Here is an 18,588-nt window from a genome sequence, read left to right as displayed (position 1 = left end):
CGGCCTCGCGGTCCGTCAGTTGGAGAAGCGGTGGGTGCCGGACGCCGCGGAGAAGACGGCACAGCCGTCGTCCATGCGGAGGAACTTCGCGGCCCCGTGGGCCACTTGGGCCGCGTCGGACGCGGGGATCCAAACCTCGGCGGTCGTGTTGGCCGGCACGGTGAGCGTGAGCCGGAACCCGCCCGAGTCCACCGACCACTTGGTGCTGATCGGCCCCTGGACGGAGTCGTAGCGTCCCTGTGCCCGTGTGATCCCGCCCCCGGGCCGTGGCCGCACGAGGATCTTGCGGAAACCCGGCTCGGCCGGTGCGATACCGGCGATGTTCGCGTACATCCACTCGCCGACCGAGCCGTACGCGTAGTGGTTGAAGGAGTTCATCCCGGCGTCCTGGAAGCTGCCGTCCGGCTTGATGGAGTCCCAGCGCTCCCACATCGTCGTCGCGCCCTTGTCGATCTGGTACCCCCAGCTGGGGAAGGACCGCTGAACGAGCAGCCGGTAGGCGACGTCGGTGTGACCGGCCGCGGTGAGGACCGGCAGCAGGCGCGGTGTGCCGAGGAACCCCGTCGACAGGTGCCAGTCCTTGGCCTTGACGAGAGCGACGAGACGGTCGGCGGCAGGGCCCCGGTCCGCCTCTGTCAGCAGGTCCATCGACAGCGCGAGCACGTAAGCGGTCTGCGTGTCGCCCTTCACCTTGCCGCCGTCCGAGACGTACGCCGCGCGGAACGCGTCGCGCACACTGCCGAACAGCGACGTGTACGGCGCCGGGTCCTTGCCCAGCGCCTTCGCCGCTTGGGCCACGAGGTCGGTGGCGTGGGCGAAGTAGGCCGTACCGATGACATCCTTGGGCGTCTCGTCCTGGAGGTTGAGCCAGTCCCCGAAGCCCTCGGCCGGGCGCAGGAATCCGCTGCTGTGCTTCTCCAGGTAGTCGAGCCACTTCAGCATCGACGGCCACGACTCCTCGAGGACGCGCGTGTCGCCGTAGGCCTGGTACAGCGCCCACGGGACGGTCACGCCCGCGTCGCCCCAGCCCGCGACGCCGTCGCCGACGCCGGGCATGTCGGGGGCCACGTTCGTGAAGGCGCCCTCGTCGCTCTGGCCGTCGCGCAGGTCGCCCAGCCACTTGGTGAGGAAGCGGGCCGACTCCATGTTGTACGCGGCCGTCGGCGCGAAGACGTTGATGTCGCCGGTCCAGCCGAGCCGCTCGTCACGCGCCGGGGTGTCGGTGGGGATGGAGACGAAGTTGCCGCGCTGCCCCCAAGTGATGTTCTGGTGCAGCTGGTTGAGCATCGGCACGTTGGTCGAGAAGTCCATCGTGAAGGGCGCCGACGTATGGATGACCCGCCCCACGACTGCGTTGAGCGGCGGCTTGCCGGGGTAGCCGGTCACCTCGACGTAGCGGAAGCCGTGGAAGGTGAAGCGCGGCTCGTACGTCTCCTTGTCACCGCCCTTGAGGGTGTACGTGTCGGTGGCCTTCGCCGTCCGGAGGTTGGCGGTATAGATCGTGCCGTCCGGGTTGAGGACCTCGGCGTGCCGCAGCCGTACGGTGGTGCCGGCCTTCCCGGCGACGGTGAGGCGGACCGCCCCGACCATGTTCTGGCCGAGGTCGTAGACGAACACGCCGGGCTTCGGCTCGGTCATCTTCTGTGCGGGCAGCTCGCGTTCGAGGCGGGTGGGGCCGCCTGCCTCGGCCACCAGGGTGGCGCTCACCTTGTCGACGGCGGTGGCCGCGACCCAGCGGGAGTCGTCGAACCCGGCGCGCGTCCAGCCGTCGGTCTCCAGGCGTGCGTCGTAGGCCTCGCCCGCCATGAGGTCGGCCTCGGTGACGGGCCCGGTCGAGGCGCGCCAGTCGGTGCCGGACAGTACCCGCTCGGTCGATCCGTCGGTGTACGTGACCTCCAACTGGGCCAGGAACGCGGGCCGTTCGCCGTACTGATGCGGACCGAACCAGGCGATGTTCCCGGCGTACCAGCCCGCGGCGACAGTCGCCCCGAGCGCGTTGGCCCCGGACTTCACCAGCTTCGTCACGTCGTACGTCTGGTACTGGACGCGCTTGCGGTAATCCGTCCAGCCCGGCGCGAGCCGGTCCTCGCCGACCCGCTCGCCGTTGATGTGGGCCTCGTACAGACCGAGCGCCGACGCGTAGAGGCGCGCCCGCGCGACCGACCGGCCCTTGAGCCGGAACTCGTGGCGCAGCTGGGCGGCGGGGGCGTGCGATGGTGAGACCTTGCCCCAGGGGCCCGAGCCCCACTTCGCGAGGGCCTTCGCCGGCTTCCACGAAGTGTCGTCGAACCCGGCCGACTTCCAGTCACCGGTGGGCTCCTGGTCGGCGGCCTTCCAGTCGGCGCCGGTGACGAAGGTCCTCACCCCGTCGGCCGTCGTCAGTTCCAGCAGGCCGAGCAGGCCGGCGGGGCTGTCGGTGGCGTTGACTGCGGAGACGGCCAACACGGCCGTCCCGGCGTGGAGTTGGGCGGTCACGTCGACGACGGCCGGGCGGCGCCAGTTCTCCGCCGGGCCGTCCGGATCAGTGTGCGCCACCTCGGTGCCGTTCACGTACGCGGTGTAGCCGTCGTCGGCGGTCATCACCAGGCGGGCCCGGGTCAGGCCTTCCGGGATGTCGGCACGGCCGCGGAAGTAGCGGGTTCCCGCCGGGGCGCCGGTGGCCGGGTCGCCCTCGGGGAACCAGATCCAGGAGGCGTCGTCGAGCGCGGGCGTTCCGATCAGCGCCGCGGGCGCGCCGATCCACCGGGCGGACCAGTCGGACGCGGCGGTCAGGCCGGTCTCCCACCAGGACGGCTCGCTCCACTCCGAGGCGCGGCCCGTGGTGTCCCAGACGCGGACCGACCAGTAGTAGCGGGTACGCGCGGCCAGGGCGGGGCCCGCGTAGGCGACGAGGGTGGACTCGGGGGACGCGATCTTGCCGCTGTCCCACACGTCGGGGTCGGTGAGGCGGCTCGCGGCGGTGGCGACCCGTATCTGATAGGCGCTCTGGGCCCGGCCCGGCTCGTCCGACTCCAGGGGCCAACTCAGCCTGGGGTGAGATACGTCGAGGCCGAGCGGGTGGCTCACGTACTCGACGGTGGGTGCGCTCACACGCACGGACTTCGCGGCCCGAGCCCCTCCGGCGGCTTTCGGGGGAGGGGCGGCCTGTGCGGCTCCCGGTGCGGCGGAGGCGATGGCCGTCCCCAGGGCGGCTGTCGCGGTCGTGCTGAGCAGTCGTCTTCTGCTGATCACACTCGGCTCCATACGACTCGGCTATGAATCGTTTCAGGGAGGGAAACTAGAGTGGCGAAAGTGACCTGTCAAGGGTTTGCCGCAGCGTCATGATGGCCCGGGCGCCTGCGGCTGATCGCCGGTCGGGCGCCCGCTGCCTGGCGCGCACTTTGATCCGGTCAAGGTTGACGCGCAGGCTCCGAGAGATTTCCAAGTCCCCACCATTGACGCCGCTGTTGGTGCGGGGCTAGCTTCCGTGCAATCTGTTTGAAACCTTTCATAGTCAGCTCTTCACACCCGATCGGTGCCATTCCCATGAGAGAGCCCCCCGTCCTGGCCATAGAGGGACTCGACAAGTCCTTCGGTGCCGTGCGCGCCCTCCACGGCGTGTCCCTGCAGCTCCACGCCGGAGAGGCGCACGCCCTCGCCGGAGAGAACGGTGCGGGGAAGTCCACCCTCATCAAGACGCTCGCCGGGGTCCACCGGCCCGACGCCGGCACCGTGCTCATCGACGGCGAGCCCGTCACCCTGCACGGACCCGCCGACGCCCGCGACGCCGGGATCGCGGTCATCTACCAGGAGCCCACGCTCTTTCCGGACCTCTCCGTCGCCGAGAACATCTTCATGGGGCGCCAGCCCCGCCGCTCCCTCGGCCGGATCGACCACAAGGCGGTCAACGCCGCGGCCGCCGCGCTCTTCGCGCGCCTCGGCGTCGACCTCGACCCCGAGCAGCCCGCGCGCGGCCTGTCCATCGCCGACCAGCAGATCGTGGAGATCGCCAAGGCGCTCTCCTTCGACGCCCGGGTCCTGATCATGGACGAGCCGACCGCCGCGCTCACCGGCAGCGAAGTGGCCCGCCTCTTCACCGTGGTGCGCACCCTGCGCGAACAGGGCTCCGCCATCCTCTTCATCTCCCACCGTCTGGAGGAGATCTTCGGGCTCTGCCAGCGCGTCACGACGCTGCGCGACGGCGCCCTGATCGCGAGCGAACCCGTCGAGGGCCTCACCGAGGACGACCTCGTACGCCGCATGGTCGGCCGCGACCTCGACGAGCTCTACCCCAAGCAGGCCACCGACATCGGCGCGGTCGCCCTGAGCGTGCGCCGGCTGACCCGCGAAGGCGTCTTCACCGACGTGTCGTTCGACGTGCGGCGCGGCGAGATCGTCGGCCTCGCGGGGCTCGTCGGGGCCGGCCGCAGCGAGGTCGCCCGTGCGGTCTTCGGCATCGACCGCCGGGACGCGGGCACCGTCGAGGTCGACGGCCGTGCGCTCGTCAACGGCGCCCCCAGCACCGCCATGGCCGCCGGACTCGCCCTCGTGCCCGAGGACCGGCGCGCCCAGGGCCTCGTGATGGGCATGTCGATCGAACGCAACATCGGGCTCACGGGGCTGCGCACGACCGCGCGGGCCGGGCTCATGGACCGCAGGGCCGAGCGCAGCCGCTCACTGGACTGGGCCGTGAAGCTCCAGGTCAAGTACGCGCGGATCGCCGACGCGGTCGGCACCCTGTCCGGCGGCAACCAGCAGAAGGTCGTCCTGGCGAAGTGGCTCGCCACCGGCCCCCGCGTGCTGATCGTCGACGAGCCGACGCGCGGCATCGACGTCGGCACCAAGGCCGAGGTGCACCGGCTGCTGTCCGGACTCGCCGCGGACGGCGTCGCGGTGCTGATGATCTCGTCCGACCTGCCGGAGATCCTCGGCATGGCCGACCGCGTACTCGTCATGCACGAGGGCCGCCTCACGGCGGAGATCCCGCGCGCCGAGGCGACGGAGGAGTCCGTGATGGCGGCGGCGACGGGGAGGGCGGCGTGATGCGTGGCCCGAGCGAAGCGAACCCCGGAAGCCCCGGAAGGAGGACCCCATGACCGTCACCGCGCAGCCGCCCGCGCCCGCCGTCGACCCCGACAAGGCCGGCGGTACCCGGCTCGTCGACCGGGTCTTCAAGATGCGTGAACTCGCCATCCTGCTGGTCTTCCTGGTGATGATCGGCGTCACCCAGGCCGGCAACACCGAGTTCCTCTCGGAGCAGGGCATCAAGGACCTGCTCCTCAACGCCACCATCCTCGTCCTCGTCGCCACCGGGCAGGCGCTGGTCGTCATCACGAGGAACGTCGACCTGTCCGTCGGCTCGACGCTCGGCATCACCGCCTTCGCCGCCGGTGACTTCCTCCACGGCGGCGGCAACTCCGTCGTCGCGATCGTGCTCGCCGTCGCCCTCGGCGTCGGCTGCGGGCTCCTCAACGGCGCCCTCGTCAGCCTCGGCCAGGTACCGGCCCTCGTCGTCACCCTCGGCACGCTCTACGTCATCCGCGGCATCGACTCGATCTGGGTCGGCTCGCGGCAGATCACCGCGTCCGATCTGCCGGGCGGATACGTCGACTTCGGCTCCGGCGGCATCTCCGCGGTGCCGTATCTCGCGCTGATCGCCCTCGCCGTCCTGATCGCGGTGGCGTACTACCTGCGCCACTTCGGCGGCGGGCGCGAGCTGTACGCGCTCGGCTCCAACCCGGAGGCCGCGCGCCTCGCCGGTATCCCCGTGCGCCGGCGGATCCTCGCCGCGTACACCGCGTGCGGAGCACTCGCCGGGCTCGCGGGCGCCCTGTACCTGGCCCGCTTCGGCAACGTCGACTCCGCCACCGGCAACGGCTACGAACTCACCGTCGTCAGCGCCGTCGTGGTCGGCGGCGTCGCCTTCACCGGCGGCTCCGGCAGCGTCTACGGCGCGGCGCTCGGCGCCCTCCTGCTGACCTCGATCAACAGCGTGCTGCCCGCCCTGGGCGTCAGCTCGGTGTGGGTACTCGCCATCAACGGCGTCCTGCTGGTCCTCGCCATCGCCGTCGACCGGGTCGTCGCCCTGCGCGTCGCCAAGGCACTGAAGAAGAGGAACGCCCGCCATGGCTGATCTCCCCCTCGCCCGTGCCGTCCGGTGGGACACCGTGGTGGGCGCCCTCCTGGTGGTGCTCCTCCTGGCGTCGTTCTCGTTCGTCGACGGCTTCGGCAACGCGCTCAACCTGTCGTTCCTGCTCGGCAACGCACTGCCCATCGCGCTGATCGCGCTCCCGATGACCCTCCTGGTGGTCGCCGGCGAGATCGACCTCTCCGTCGCCTCGACGGCCGGCCTGTCGGGGGCCGTGATGGGCTCCCTGTGGAACGCGGGCATGGCCATCGAGACGATCATCCCGCTGTGCCTCGTCCTCGGAGTGGTCTGCGGGCTCGTCAACGGCCTCCTGGTGACCCGCCTCGGCCTGCCCTCCCTCGCCGTTACGATCGGCACCATGGCCGCCTACCGCGGCATCGCCCAGATCATCCTCGGCTCCGACGCGGTCACCGACTTCCCCTCGCAGTACCTGGACTTCGCGGCGGGACGCATCGGCGACACCTTCCTGCCGTACGCGTTCCTGCCCTTCCTCGCGCTGCTCGCGATCGCGGTCGTCATCCTGCACGCGACGCCGTTCGGCCGCTCGCTCTTCGCGATCGGCGCCAACGAGGAGGCGGCACGCTTCGCCGGGATCCGCGTCCGGCGGCACAAACTGTGGCTGTTCGTAGCCACCGGCCTCATGGCCTCCCTGACCGGTGTGTTCTGGGCCCTGCATTACGCCAGCGCCCGCTACGACAACGCCACCGGGCTCGAACTCTCCGTCGTCGCCGCCGTGCTGCTCGGCGGCATCGACTTCGACGGTGGCAGGGGCACACTCGGCGGCGCGATCGCCGGAGTGTTCCTGCTCGGCGCCCTCCAGAACGCGATGAGCCTGCTCAACGTCTCCGCCCAGTCGCAGATCGTCGTCACCGGCGTCCTGCTGGTCGTCTCCGTGCTCGGACCCCGCGTCGCCCGGCAGATGGCGACCGCCCGAGCGGGCCGCCAGGCCACCACCCCCTCGCACTGACCTCACGTACCGCCCGAAAGGGGCCCACGATGTCCGCACCCGCACTCCGCCGAGCCTGCCTGGCGCTCGCCGCCGTCACCTCCCTCGCGCTAGCCGCCACCGCGTGCGGCGGCACCACCAAGGACTCGGCGAAGGACGACGACGCCGGCACGTCCTCCCACGCCAAGGCCGACCCGGGAGCCGCGACCAAGAAGGGCCTGAAAGTCGCCTTCCTGCCCAAGCAGGTCAACAACCCGTACTTCACCACCGCCGACAAGGGCGGTGAGAAGGCTGTCACCGAGCTCGGCTCGACGTACAAGGAGACCGGCCCCAACAGCGCCACCGACACCAGCGGGCAGGTCAGTTACGTCAACACGCTCACCCAGCAGCAGGTCGACGCGATGGCCGTCTCCGCTCAGGACCCCGGCGCGCTGTGCACCGCCCTCAAGCAGGCCATGAAGAACGGGATCAAGGTCGTCACGTACGACTCGGACACCAAGCCCGAGTGCCGCAACGCCTTCGTCTCGCAGGCGAGCGCCGAGGCGCTCGGCCGCACCCAGGTCCAGCTCCTGGGCGAACAGACCGGCTACAAGGGCGAGATCGCGATCCTGTCCGCCGCGCAGACCGCGACGAACCAGAACACCTGGATCGACTTCATGAAGGACGAGCTGAAGAAGCCCAAGTACAAGGACATGAAGCTGGTGAAGGTCGCGTACGGCAACGACGACGCCCAGCAGTCCTTCCAGCAGACCCAGGGCCTCCTCCAGGAACACCCCAAGCTCGCCGGGATCATCTCCCCGACCACCGTCGGCATCAAGGCCGCCGCCCAGTACCTGTCCGGCTCCAAGTACAAGGGCAAGGTCGCCCTGACCGGCCTCGGCACCCCCAACGACATGCGCAAGTACGTCAAGAACGGCACCGTCGAGGGCTTCGAGCTGTGGGACCCGGCCAAGCTCGGCGAGCTCGCCGCCCGCACCGCCGTCGCACTGTCCTCCGGGCAGATCACCGGCAAGGAGGGCGAGACCTTCAAGGCCGGCGCCATGGGCACCTTCACCATCGGCAAGGACGGTGTGATCGACCTCGGCAAGCCCACCGTCTTCGACCGGAAGAACATCGACGACTACCACTTCTGAGGCCGTCGTCCTCTGAGTCCCCCGTCCCCACAGCCACCAGCGCATTCACGGGTAATCTGAACCATTCCCGTCGCTCATCGCCCCATGGAGGTCCCCGCCCGATGGCCCAGTCGGTGGGTATCAAGGACGTCGCCCGCGCCGCCGGAGTCTCCGTCGGCACGGTCTCGAACGTCATCAACCGCCCGGACTCCGTCGCCTCCGACACCAGGGCCCGGGTGCTGTCGGCCATCGACCGGCTCGGCTACGTACGCAGCGAGTCGGCGCGCCAGCTGCGCGCCGGCCGCAGCCGCATCATGGGGCTGCTCGTGCTCGACATGGGCAACCCGTTCTTCGTGGACGTCGCGCGCGGCGCCGAGCGTGCCGCGCGCGAGGCCGGGCTCGGCGTCATGGTGTGCAACAGCGCGCAGAACCCCTCCGAGGAGGCCGAGTACCTCTCCCTGTTCGCCGAGCAGCGCGTGCGGGGCGTGCTCCTCACCCCGGCCGAGGCGAGCGGCCGCAACATCGAGAGCTTCCGCCGGCACGGCATCCCGTTCGTGCTCGTCGACCGTGTCGCCGAGGGCACCTCGGAGTGCTCCGTGTCCGTGGACGACGTCACCGGCGGCGCGCTCGCCGTGCGTCACCTCGTCGACGCCGGACACCGCAGCATCGCCTACGTCAGCGGACCGCCCGCGCTCAACCAGGTCAAGGACCGCCGCACCGGCGCCCTCCAGGCCCTGGCCGAGGCGGGCCTCCCGGCCGGAGCGCTGCGCGAACTGCCCACCGAGCGGCTCGACGTCGCGGCGGGACGCGACGCCGGCGCCCGCCTGCTCGGCCTCGCCGATCGCCCGACCGCCGCGTTCTGCGCCAACGACCTGCTCGCCCTCGGCGTCCTCCAGGCGATGTACGCGGCCGGTGTACGGGTCCCCGAGGACATCGCTATCGTTGGATACGACGACATCGAGTTCGCGTCGGCCGCCACCGTGCCCCTGACCTCGGTGCGCCAGCCCGCCGTCACCATGGGAGCGATGGCCGCCGAACTTCTCCTGGAGGAGACGGAACCCGCGAGCGGCGAGCCCCACCGCCACCGCAGGGTCGTCCTCCAGCCCGAGCTCGTCGTAAGGGGGTCGAGTCTGGGCTCGCGCTGACATGTGCTGAACTGAGCGGACACCACACACCGCATTCCGTACGCCGCTCAGGAGCCTCCTTGACGACCGCCACATACCGCCAGCCCGGTGTCGTCCTCACCGACCGCCGCTTCTCAGTGCCGCTCGACCACGACCACCCCGAAGGCGAGAGCATCGAGCTGTTCGCCCGCGAGGCGGTGGCCATCGGCAAGGAACACGCGAACCTCCCCTGGCTCCTCTACCTCCAGGGCGGCCCCGGATTCGGCGCCAACCGGTTCTCCGGCAAGCAGGCCTGGCTCGGCCGGGCGCTCCAGGACCACCGGGTGCTCCTCCTCGACCAGCGCGGTACCGGCAGCTCCACCCCGGCCAACCGGCAGACGCTCCCGCTGCGCGGCGGCCCGCGCGAACAGGCCGACTACCTCGCGCACTTCCGCGCCGACTCGATCGTCCGCGACTGCGAGGCGATCCGCGGCGACGTGACCGGCGGCGCCCCCTGGACCGTTCTCGGCCAGAGCTTCGGCGGATTCTGCGCCACCCACTACCTGTCGACGGCCCCCGAGGGCCTCACCGCCGCTGTCATCACCGGCGGCCTGCCCACGCTCGACGGCCACGCGGACGACGTCTACCGTGCCGCGTACCCGCGCATCGAACGTAAGGTCGCCGCCCACTACGCGCGCTACCCGCAGGACGTCGAACGCGCCCGCCGCATCGCCGAGTACCTGGCCGAGCACGAGCCCGTACTGAACGGCGGGTACCAGCTGACCGTCGAGGCGTTCCAGTCCCTGGGCATCCTGCTCGGCGGGACCGGCGGCAGCGACCGCCTGCACTACCTCCTCGAGGACGCCTTCGTCCGCACGCCCGCCGGCGTCGAACTGTCCGACGCATTCCAGGAGGACGTACAGGCCACGCTCTCCTACGCCGGACACCCGCTCTACGCGCTCGTTCACGAGGCCATCTACGGGCAGGGCGCCCGGCCCACGAACTGGTCGGCCGAGCGCGTACGCGGCGAGTTCCCCCAGTTCGACGCCGCGAAGACCCTCGCCGGTGACGCGCCCCTGCTCTTCACGGGTGAGTCCGTGCACCCGTGGATGTTCGACTGCGACCCGGCCCTGCGCCCCCTGCGCGAGACCGCGGAACTCCTCGCCGCTCGTACCGACTGGGCCCCGCTCTACGACCCCGCGCGCCTGGCCGTGAACGAGGTGCCGGCCGTCGCCGCCGTCTACCACGACGACATGTACGTCGACACGGCCCACGCCCTGCGCACGGCCCGCACCGTCAAGGGCCTGCGCACATGGGTCACCGACGAGTTCGAGCACGACGGACTGCGGGCCGGAGCGCCGCGTGTCCTCGACCGGCTGCTCGCGATGCTGCGCGGAGACGTCTGAGAGGGCACGGGCGGGGGAGGCGAGACGGCCTTCCCCGCCCGGCGAACACCCCCGCATCGCGGACAGCGCCGCACTAGGGTGCGGCCATGACCGAGCCGAAGATCCAGACCGCCGCCCCCGACCAGCTGCTGCCCATGCCCGAGGACTGGCAGCGCGCCCTCGCCGTCGTGGCGCACCCGGACGACCTCGAATACGGCTGCTCCGCGGCGATCGCCGGCTGGACCGACGGCGGACACCAGGTCGCGTACGTCCTCGCCACCCGCGGAGAGGCGGGCATCGACACCCTCGAACCCGCCAAGTGCGCGCCGCTGCGCGAGCAGGAGCAGCGCGCGAGCGCCGCCGTCGTCGGCGTGGACACCGTCGAGTTCCTCGACCACAAGGACGGCGTCGTCGAGTACGGGACCGCGCTGCGCCGCGACATCGCCGCCGCGATCCGCAGGCACCGGCCCGAACTCCTCATCACGCTCAACCACCGCGACACCTGGGGCGGCGTCGCCTGGAACACCCCCGACCATGTCGCCGTCGGCCGCGCCACCCTCGACGCGGCGGCGGACGCCGGCAACCGCTGGATCTTCCCCGAACTGACCGAGCAGGGCCTTGAGCCGTGGAACGGCGTGCGCTGGGTCGCCGTCGCGGGCTCGTCGTCGCCCACGCACGCGGTCGACGCGACACCCGGTATCGAACGGGCCGTGCACTCCCTGCTCGAACACCGCACGTACATCGAGGTGTTGACGGACGAGGACCCCGAGGCCTACTGCCGCTCGTTCCTCACCGGCAACGTCGAGGCCACCGCGGAGCGCTTCGGCGGCACACCGGCCGTTCCGTTCGAACTCTTCAGTCGGTAGAGCCCGTCGCCTACCCTGCTCCTTCTGATGGCACGTCAGGAAAGTGGGGGCGGTGGCGAGATGATCGACACGACGAGCAACGAACTCCCCGGTGACGGCGAAGGCGACGGCGACGGCGCACGGCGGCTCCGGCTGCACGTCGAGGAGGGCGGCATCGGCGTCCTCACCCTGTGCCGGCCGGAGAAGCTGAACGCCTGGAGCTGGGAGTCGAGCCGTCAACTCGGCCTGCTCGCCGACCGGATCCGCTTCGACGACACGATCCGGGTGGTGCTGCTGCGGGCCGAGGGGCGCGCCTTCTGTGCGGGCATCGACATCAAGGCGCCCGGCGGCGGGATCACGGGGCGCTCGGGGTCCGAGCGGACGCGCAACTACTACGAGGGCATCCGCTGGGTCCATGAGCGGTTCCGCGCGTTCGCCGGCCTGCCGCAGCCCGTCGTCGCGGCCGTACAGGGCTACTGCCTCGGCGTCGGGTTCGAGCTGGCGCTGATGGCCGATGTGCGGATCGCGGCCGACGACGCGGTGTTCGCGCTGCCGGAGACGCGGCTCGGGGTCGCCGTCGACGCGGGCGGCGATCTGCGGATCGCGCGCGAGGCGGGCGCGGGCTGGGCCAAGTTCCTCGCGCTGACGGGTCGCCGCATCGACGCGGGGACGGCGCACCGGCTGCAACTCGTCCAACAGGTCACCGGGACAGGCGAGTTGGAGGGGGCCGCTCACTCGGTCGCCGCGGAGATCGCGGCCAACGCGCCGCTCGCCGTGCAGACCGTCAAGCGGGACATCGACACCTTCGCGGACGCTGGTATGGGGGCAGCGCTCGACCGAGTGGCGATGAGCGCGGCGCTCACGCTCACCTCGGAGGACATCAGGGAGGGGTACACGGCGAAGGCGGAGCGGCGCGAGCCGCGGTTCGACGGGAAGTAGGGCGTGGACGGGGAGTAGGGCTTGGACGGGATGTAGAGCTGGCTTGAGGGCAGCCCTTCACGGTCCCTCCCGGAACGGCCCCCTCCCCATCTGTTCCCGCACGGTCACCACGGGCGGGCTCACCAGTCCGCGCCGCTGCCAGTTCGCCCCGTCCACGACGAGTGTGTGGCCGCTGATGAAGCGGGCGTAGGGGGAGGCGAGGAAGGTGGCGGCCCAGCCCAGTTCGCGGGGCGCGCCGACGCGCAGGGCGGGCTGCCGGGCGTCATACTCACCGTGACCCGCCTCCAGGCTGAGGTTGGCGCGGATGTCCCCCGTCATGTCCTCGTGCGGCATGAGGCCCGGCACAAGGCCGTTGACCTGGATCCCGTACGGGCCCCACTCCACGGCCAGCGTCTCCACCAGGTTCTTCACGCCCGCCTTGGCCGCCGCGCTGTGGGCGAAGCCGGGGCCGCCCGTCCATGCGTAGGAGGCGCCGACGGCGATCACCGAGCCCGGCGTGCCGGCCGCGAGATGTCTGCGGCCGAACTCGCGGGTCATGTAGAAGGTGCCGTTGAGGGTGATGTCGACGACGGTGCGCCAGGCGTTCGGGCTCATGTCCTCCGCGGGTACGGGGAAGTTGGCCGCCGCGTTGTTGACCAGGACGTCGGGGGCCCGCCCGTGGGACGCCTCCGCCGCGTCGAAGACCTCCGCGATGCGGTCGGGGTCCCTGATGTCGCAGACCGCGGCGGTCACCGATCCGCCGTCGCGGCTGAGCCCCGCGAGTTCCTCCAGCGCGGGCTCGAGGTGTGCGGCCCTGCGGCTCACGATCATGACGTCCGCGCCGAGCCGCGCGAACTCGGCGGCGACGGCCTTCCCGAGCCCGGTCCCGCCACCGGTGACCAGGACCAGGCTTCCCCGGTACGTTCCCGGGGGGAGTGCCGTCGTGCCGGCCGGGGGAGGAGCGGGTAGACCCGGTGTCGTCGCGCGGGCGGGGCCGGTCGAGTCCGTCATGCCGTATCGATACCGCGTGGGCGCCGAAAGCTCCATGCCTGCGACATCGCCTGGGGCGTCGCCTGGGACAAGCCCGCGACGGCGTGCGCGAAAAAGGGTCCCCGGCCTGTTCCCAGATATCCAAGCGACCGCTTAGTATGCGAGCGAGCCCGGTAAGACGAAGAAGTCCCGTGGAGGCCCCGCATGCAGGCATGGCAAGTGCACCGGAACGGCGAGCCGAGCGAGGTGATGGAGCTCGCCGACGTCGAGCGGCCCGTCCCCGGGGACGGGCAGGTCCTGCTCAGGGTGCGCGCGGCGAACATCAACTTCCCGGACGCGCTGATGTGCCGGGGCCAGTACCAGGTGCGGCCGCCGATGCCGTTCACGCCCGGTGTGGAGATCTGCGGCGAGACCGAGGACGGCCGGCGCGTCCTGGCCAACCCCGCGTTGCCGCACGGCGGCTTCGCCGAGTACGCCGTGGCGGACGCCGCCGCCCTGCTGCCCGCGCCCGACGCGCTCGACGACGCCGAGGCCGCGGCCCTGCACATCGGCTACCAGACGGGCTGGTTCGGCCTGCACCGCAGGGCGCACCTCCAGGCGGGCGAGACGCTCCTCGTGCACGCGGCGGCCGGCGGCGTCGGCAGCGCCGCCGTCCAGCTCGGCAAGGCCGCCGGCGCCACCGTCATCGGCGTCGTCGGGGGCGAGGAGAAGGCGAAGGTGGCCCGCGACCTCGGCTGCGACGTCGTCATCGACCGCCGCGCGCAGGACGTCATCGCCGCCGTGAAGGAGGCCACCGGCGGCCGGGGCGCCGACGTCATCTACGACCCGGTCGGCGGCGACGCGTACACGCAGTCCACGAAGGTCGTCGCCTTCGAGGGCCGGATCGTCGTCGTCGGGTTCGCGAGCGGCACGATCCCCAGCCCTGGCCTCAACCACGCTCTGGTGAAGAACTACGCGATCCTCGGCCTGCACTGGGGCCTGTACAACACCAAGGACCCGAAGCTGGTCGCCCACTGCCACGAGCAGCTCACCGAGCTCGCGGCGCGCGGCGCGATCAAGCCGCTGATTAGTGAGCGCGTGCCGCTGGCCGGCGCGGCGGCGGCGGTCCAGCGCGTAGCCGACGGTGTCACCACCGGCCGTGTCGCCGTGGTGCCCGGCCACGAGGGGGCGGGCGCATGACCGACGCCACCGAACTGCGCCGCCGCACCCAGGAGTTGCTGGCCGCGTATCCGCCCGCGACCACGGACCGTGCCGACTTCCTGAAGGCCCGCTTCGACGCCGGTCTTTCTTGGGTGCACTACCCGCAGGGCCTCGGTGGGCTCGGTCTGCCGCGCTCGCTCCAGGCCGTCGTGGACGCCGAACTCGCCGCGGCGGACGCCCCGGACAACGATCCGCGCCGCATCGGCATCGGCCTCGGCATGGCCGCCCCGACGGTGCTCGGCTTCGGCACCGACGAGCAGAAGCAGCGCTTCCTGCGCCCGCTGTGGATCGGCGAGGAGGTGTGGTGCCAGCTCTTCAGCGAGCCCGGCGCGGGCTCCGACCTCGCGGCGCTCGGCACCCGCGCCGTACGCGACGAGGCCACCGGCGACTGGGTGATCAACGGCCAGAAGGTGTGGACGTCCGGCGCCCACACCGCCCGCTGGGCCATCCTCATCGCCCGCACCGATCCGGACGTGCCCAAGCACCGCGGCATCACGTATTTCATCTGCGACATGACCGACCCCGGCGTCGAGGTACGGCCGCTGCGCCAGATCACCGGCGAGGCCGAGTTCAACGAGGTGTTCCTCACCGACGTCCGCATCCCCGACGCGCACCGCCTCGGCGAGGTCGGCGACGGCTGGAAGGTCGCGCAGACCACGCTGATGAACGAGCGTGTGTCGATCGGTGGCTCCCGCATCCCGCGCGAGGGCGGCATGATCTCCGCGGTCGCGAAGACGTGGCGCGAGCGCCCCGAGCTGCGCACCCACGACCTGCACCAGCGGCTCCTGAAGCTGTGGGTCGAGGCCGAGGTCGCCCGCCTCACCGGCGAGCGCCTGCGCCAGCAGCTCGCCGCGGGCCAGCCGGGCCCCGAGGGCTCCGGCATGAAGCTCGGCTTCGCCCGCCTCAACCAGGAGATCAGCGGCCTGGAGATCGAACTCCTCGGCGACGATGGCCTGTTGTACGACGACTGGACCATGCGTCGGCCGGCCGTCGTGGACTTCCTGGCCCGTGACGCCGGATACCGCTATCTGCGCGCCAAGGGCAACAGCATCGAGGGCGGGACGAGCGAGGTACTGCTCAACATCGTCGCCGAACGCGTCCTCGGGCTGCCGTCCGAGCCGCGCACCGACAAGGACGTCGCCTGGAAGGACCTCGCGCGATGAGCGATCTGCTGTACACGGAGGAGGAAGAGGCGCTGCGGTCCGCCGTGCGCGGCCTTCTCGCCGCCCACTGTGACGCCGCCTCGGTGCTCGCCCGCGTCGAGACGGACGAGCCGCACGACCGCGCGCTGTGGAAGTCCCTGGCCGAGGGCATGGGGCTCGCGGGTCTGCTGGTCCCCGAGGAGCTCGGCGGCCAGGGCGCGACGCACCGTGAAGTGGCCGTGGTCCTGGAGGAGTTGGGGCGTTCCGTCGCCCCCGTCCCCTATCTCACCAGCGCGGTCGTCGCGACCGAGGCGCTCCTCGACTGCGCGGGCGACGAGGCCTCCGCGCTGCTCGGCGCGCTCGCGTCGGGCCGCACGGTGGGCGTGCTCGCCGTGCCCCTGTCGGCCGCGCCCGGTCAGGCCTTCAGCGGCGTACGCGAGGAGGGCGGCCGGCTGGAGGGGCAGGTCACCGGAGTCGCCGACGCTGCGGCGGCCGATGTGCTCCTCGTACCGACGAGCAGTGGTCTGTACGCGGTCGACGTGACCGACGACGGCGTCACCGTCGAGGCGCGGACGTCCCTCGACCCCACCCGGCCCGTCGCCACGGTGACCTTCGCCGGTGCACGCGCGCGGGTGCTGACCGGCAACGCCGTTCCGGCCGTCCGCCGCGCGCTGCGGGCCGGAGCGGGACTTCTCGCGTCCGAGCAACTCGGCCTCGCCGAGTGGTGCTTGACCGAAACGGTCCGCTACACGCGCGAACGTCACCAGTTCAACCGGCCCGTCGGCTCGTTCCAGGCGCTCAAGCACCGGCTCGCCCAGGTGTGGCTGGAGGTCGTCGGCGTCCGCGCCGCGGCCCGCAGCGCGGCGGACACCCTCGCCGCCGGGAGCGACGACGCCGATGTCGCGGTGGCCGTCGCCCAGGCGTACGCGGGACCCGCGGCCGTCCGTGCGGCGGAGGAGGCGCTCCAGCTGCACGGTGGCATCGGCATGACCTGGGAGCACCCCGTCCACCTCTACCTCAAGCGGGCCAAGGCCGACTCGATCGCCCTGGGTTCCGCGGGCAGGCACCGGGAGGAGCTGGCCGAGCTGGTCGACCTCCGGGCGCCCTGACACCGGGTCCGACGCCGGGTTTTACCTTCCCTTGACGAGATGGCACTATTGCGACTTGTTCGCAATAAGAGTTGATCTTCAATAGGGGTGGGCATGATGGTCAGGCCGGCACGAGGTGCGACAGCGGTGGCGGCGGTCGCCGCATTGTCGGTGACCGCCGCGGCCTGTTCGGCGCCCGGCGGCTCGGGCGGGGGCGGCAAGGGGCGGGCAGGGTCGAGCGCGGTCGTGGGCATCGCCTATGAACCGGACACGCTCAGCCCGCTCCTGGGCTACGGCAAGGACGGCAACTCCAAGATCTTCGACGGGCTGCTCACCCACGACGCGGACATGGAGCTGAAGCCCGCGCTCGCCGCCGCGCTGCCGAAGGTGAGCGCCGACGGCCGCACGTACACGTACGAGCTGCGCGACGGCGTGCGGTTCAGCGACGGGAAGCCCTTCTCGGCGAAGGACGTCGTCTTCACCTACGAGACGATCCTCGACAAGAAGACCAACAACGCCTCCAAGACGGAGCTCGACGCCGTCGACACGGTCGAGGCCAAGGGGGACGACACCGTCGTCTTCCGCCTCAAGTACCCCTACGCCCCGTTCGCCGAGCGCACCGTCCTACCCGTCGCGCCCGAGCACATAGCGGGCAAGCAGGACGTCAACACCGGCGACTTCACCACGAAGCCGGTCGGCACCGGGCCGTACACGCTCGTGAAGTGGTCCAAGGGCGAGAAGCTCACCTTCAAGGCCAACCCCCGCTACTGGGGCGGAGAGCCGAAGGTCAGGAACTTCACCATGGCCATCATCAAGGACGACGACGTGCGCGCCACCCGGCTGCGCTCCGGCGACCTCGACGGCGCCATCCTGCCACCCGCCCTCGCTGCGACGTTCAAGAGCGACGGCGACAAGAAGACGTACGCCGCCCGCACCTTCGACTACCGCGTCGTGACCCTGCCCACCGGCAACAAGGTCGCCGGGGACGCCGCCGTCAGGCGCGCGCTCGACATCGGCGTCGACCGCAAGGCCATGGTCGACTCGATCCTCTACGGCGCCGGCAAGGAGGCGTACGGGCCGGTCCCGACCGACAGCCCATGGTTCACCGAGGGCACCGAGCGCACCCACGACCTCGCGAAGGCCGGAAAGATCCTCGACGACGCGGGCTGGAAGACCGGCAAGGACGGGATCCGGGCCAGGAACGGCGTCCGCGCCTCCTTCCCGCTCTGGTATCTGACCGGCGACAAGCTCCGCCAGGACCACGCCCTCGCCTACGCCTCCGACGCCAAGAAGCTCGGCATCCGGATCAAGGTCGAGTCCGGTACCTGGGAGGTCATCGAGCCGCGCATGCCCAAGGACGCGGTCCTCGCGGGCGGCGGCTCCCCGGCGGACCCCGACTTCGACCAGTACACGCTCCTCAAGTCCTCCCTCGCGGGCGACGGCTTCAACAACATGGCCTGGTACGACAACGCGCGTGTCGACAAGGCCCTCGACGCGGCCCGCAGGACCGACGACCGCGACAGGCGCAAGGGCGCCTACGACACCGTGCAGCGCGAACTCGTGAAGAACCCCGGCTACACCTTCCTCACCCATATCGACCACCTCTACGTCGTCGGCGACCGGTTCGGCGACCTCACCACCCAGGTCGAGCCGCACGACCACGGGCTCGCCTCGGGCCCCTGGTGGAACGTCGAGAAGTGGCAGCCGGCCTCGTGAAGGGGCGGCTGCCCTG

Annotated in this window: 14 protein-coding genes; 12 read left to right on the top strand and 2 right to left on the bottom strand. The window is 71.3% G+C overall.

Annotated elements, in window-relative coordinates; genetic code table 11:
- Positions 1-15: 15 nt before the first annotated feature.
- Positions 16-3,231: an alpha-L-rhamnosidase gene (locus ACWFR4_RS37595; protein WP_453656294.1), complete on the bottom strand. Its 3,216-nt coding sequence runs from the start codon at positions 3,229-3,231 to the stop codon at positions 16-18.
- A gap of 294 nt (positions 3,232-3,525) precedes the next feature.
- On the opposite strand from ACWFR4_RS37595, the gene ACWFR4_RS37590 reads away from it, so the two are divergent.
- The 8 genes from ACWFR4_RS37590 (at position 3,526) to ACWFR4_RS37555 (ending at position 12,457) form a co-directional block, all read left to right on the top strand.
- Positions 3,526-5,022, top strand: coding sequence for a sugar ABC transporter ATP-binding protein (locus ACWFR4_RS37590; RefSeq protein ID WP_453656293.1), 1,497 nt, complete (start codon positions 3,526-3,528; stop codon positions 5,020-5,022).
- A 49-nt stretch (positions 5,023-5,071) separates the two neighbouring features.
- Positions 5,072-6,112 carry an ABC transporter permease gene (locus tag ACWFR4_RS37585; protein WP_227299001.1) on the top strand — a complete coding sequence of 347 codons (1,041 nt, stop codon included), beginning with the start codon at positions 5,072-5,074 and terminating at the stop codon, positions 6,110-6,112.
- Positions 6,105-7,094 (top strand): ABC transporter permease, encoded by a 990-nt coding sequence (locus ACWFR4_RS37580; RefSeq protein ID WP_453468807.1) that lies wholly within the window; start codon positions 6,105-6,107, stop codon positions 7,092-7,094. Before ACWFR4_RS37585 ends, ACWFR4_RS37580 begins: the two co-directional genes overlap by 8 nt.
- Positions 7,095-7,123: 29 nt before the next feature.
- A complete protein-coding gene (gene rhaS, locus ACWFR4_RS37575) occupies positions 7,124-8,206 on the top strand; it encodes a rhamnose ABC transporter substrate-binding protein (RefSeq protein ID WP_385410545.1) in 1,083 nt (360 codons plus the stop codon).
- Positions 8,207-8,307: 101 nt separating this feature from the next.
- A complete protein-coding gene (locus tag ACWFR4_RS37570) occupies positions 8,308-9,330 on the top strand; it encodes a LacI family DNA-binding transcriptional regulator (protein ID WP_453656292.1) in 1,023 nt (340 codons plus the stop codon).
- Positions 9,331-9,389: 59 nt separating this feature from the next.
- Positions 9,390-10,694: an alpha/beta fold hydrolase gene (locus tag ACWFR4_RS37565; protein ID WP_453468557.1), complete on the top strand. Its 1,305-nt coding sequence runs from the start codon at positions 9,390-9,392 to the stop codon at positions 10,692-10,694.
- A gap of 86 nt (positions 10,695-10,780) precedes the next feature.
- Entirely contained in the window at positions 10,781-11,539 is a 759-nt protein-coding gene (locus ACWFR4_RS37560) for a PIG-L deacetylase family protein (protein ID WP_453468556.1), read from the top strand.
- A 27-nt stretch (positions 11,540-11,566) separates the two neighbouring features.
- The gene (locus tag ACWFR4_RS37555) at positions 11,567-12,457 is read left to right on the top strand and encodes an enoyl-CoA hydratase/isomerase family protein (protein ID WP_453656291.1); all 891 of its coding nucleotides are present in this window, start codon (positions 11,567-11,569) and stop codon (positions 12,455-12,457) included.
- Between the two features lie 57 nt (positions 12,458-12,514).
- Here the strand turns inward: ACWFR4_RS37555 and ACWFR4_RS37550 are convergent, their stop codons facing one another.
- The gene (locus ACWFR4_RS37550; protein ID WP_453656290.1) at positions 12,515-13,447 is read right to left on the bottom strand and encodes an SDR family oxidoreductase; all 933 of its coding nucleotides are present in this window, start codon (positions 13,445-13,447) and stop codon (positions 12,515-12,517) included.
- A 183-nt stretch (positions 13,448-13,630) separates the two neighbouring features.
- On the opposite strand from ACWFR4_RS37550, the gene ACWFR4_RS37545 reads away from it, so the two are divergent.
- From ACWFR4_RS37545 to ACWFR4_RS37530, 4 genes are all read left to right on the top strand, one after another.
- Positions 13,631-14,605 carry an NADPH:quinone oxidoreductase family protein gene (locus ACWFR4_RS37545; RefSeq protein WP_453656289.1) on the top strand — a complete coding sequence of 325 codons (975 nt, stop codon included), beginning with the start codon at positions 13,631-13,633 and terminating at the stop codon, positions 14,603-14,605.
- Positions 14,602-15,789, top strand: coding sequence for an acyl-CoA dehydrogenase family protein (locus tag ACWFR4_RS37540; RefSeq protein WP_453656288.1), 1,188 nt, complete (start codon positions 14,602-14,604; stop codon positions 15,787-15,789). The genes ACWFR4_RS37545 and ACWFR4_RS37540 overlap by 4 nt, the downstream gene beginning before the upstream one ends.
- Entirely contained in the window at positions 15,786-16,877 is a 1,092-nt protein-coding gene (locus ACWFR4_RS37535; RefSeq protein ID WP_453656287.1) for an acyl-CoA dehydrogenase family protein, read from the top strand. The genes ACWFR4_RS37540 and ACWFR4_RS37535 overlap by 4 nt, the downstream gene beginning before the upstream one ends.
- Positions 16,878-16,970: 93 nt before the next feature.
- Complete coding sequence (locus ACWFR4_RS37530) at positions 16,971-18,572, top strand: ABC transporter substrate-binding protein (RefSeq protein WP_453656286.1); 1,602 nt, start codon at positions 16,971-16,973, stop codon at positions 18,570-18,572.
- The last annotated feature ends 16 nt before the right edge of the window (positions 18,573-18,588 follow it).

The sequence above is a fragment of the Streptomyces sp. NPDC055140 genome (assembly GCF_053607285.1).
The sequence above is the reverse complement of the archived record's forward strand: the minus strand, read 5'-3'. Positions and strand labels throughout refer to the sequence as shown.

Bases quoted from the DNA above. Each gene is read 5' to 3' on its own strand.
- ACWFR4_RS37530 (WP_453656286.1), top strand. From the start codon at position 16,971: ATGATGGTCAGGCCGGCACGAGGTGCGACAGCGGTGGCGGCGGTCGCC.
- ACWFR4_RS37580 (WP_453468807.1), top strand. From the start codon at position 6,105: ATGGCTGATCTCCCCCTCGCCCGTGCCGTCCGGTGGGACACCGTGGTG.
- ACWFR4_RS37560 (WP_453468556.1), top strand. From the start codon at position 10,781: ATGACCGAGCCGAAGATCCAGACCGCCGCCCCCGACCAGCTGCTGCCC.
- ACWFR4_RS37540 (WP_453656288.1), top strand. From the start codon at position 14,602: ATGACCGACGCCACCGAACTGCGCCGCCGCACCCAGGAGTTGCTGGCC.
- ACWFR4_RS37545 (WP_453656289.1), top strand. From the start codon at position 13,631: ATGCAGGCATGGCAAGTGCACCGGAACGGCGAGCCGAGCGAGGTGATG.
- ACWFR4_RS37585 (WP_227299001.1), top strand. From the start codon at position 5,072: ATGACCGTCACCGCGCAGCCGCCCGCGCCCGCCGTCGACCCCGACAAG.
- ACWFR4_RS37555 (WP_453656291.1), top strand. From the start codon at position 11,567: ATGGCACGTCAGGAAAGTGGGGGCGGTGGCGAGATGATCGACACGACG.
- ACWFR4_RS37535 (WP_453656287.1), top strand. From the start codon at position 15,786: ATGAGCGATCTGCTGTACACGGAGGAGGAAGAGGCGCTGCGGTCCGCC.
- rhaS (WP_385410545.1), top strand. From the start codon at position 7,124: ATGTCCGCACCCGCACTCCGCCGAGCCTGCCTGGCGCTCGCCGCCGTC.
- ACWFR4_RS37570 (WP_453656292.1), top strand. From the start codon at position 8,308: ATGGCCCAGTCGGTGGGTATCAAGGACGTCGCCCGCGCCGCCGGAGTC.
- ACWFR4_RS37590 (WP_453656293.1), top strand. From the start codon at position 3,526: ATGAGAGAGCCCCCCGTCCTGGCCATAGAGGGACTCGACAAGTCCTTC.
- ACWFR4_RS37550 (WP_453656290.1), bottom strand. From the start codon at position 13,447: ATGACGGACTCGACCGGCCCCGCCCGCGCGACGACACCGGGTCTACCC.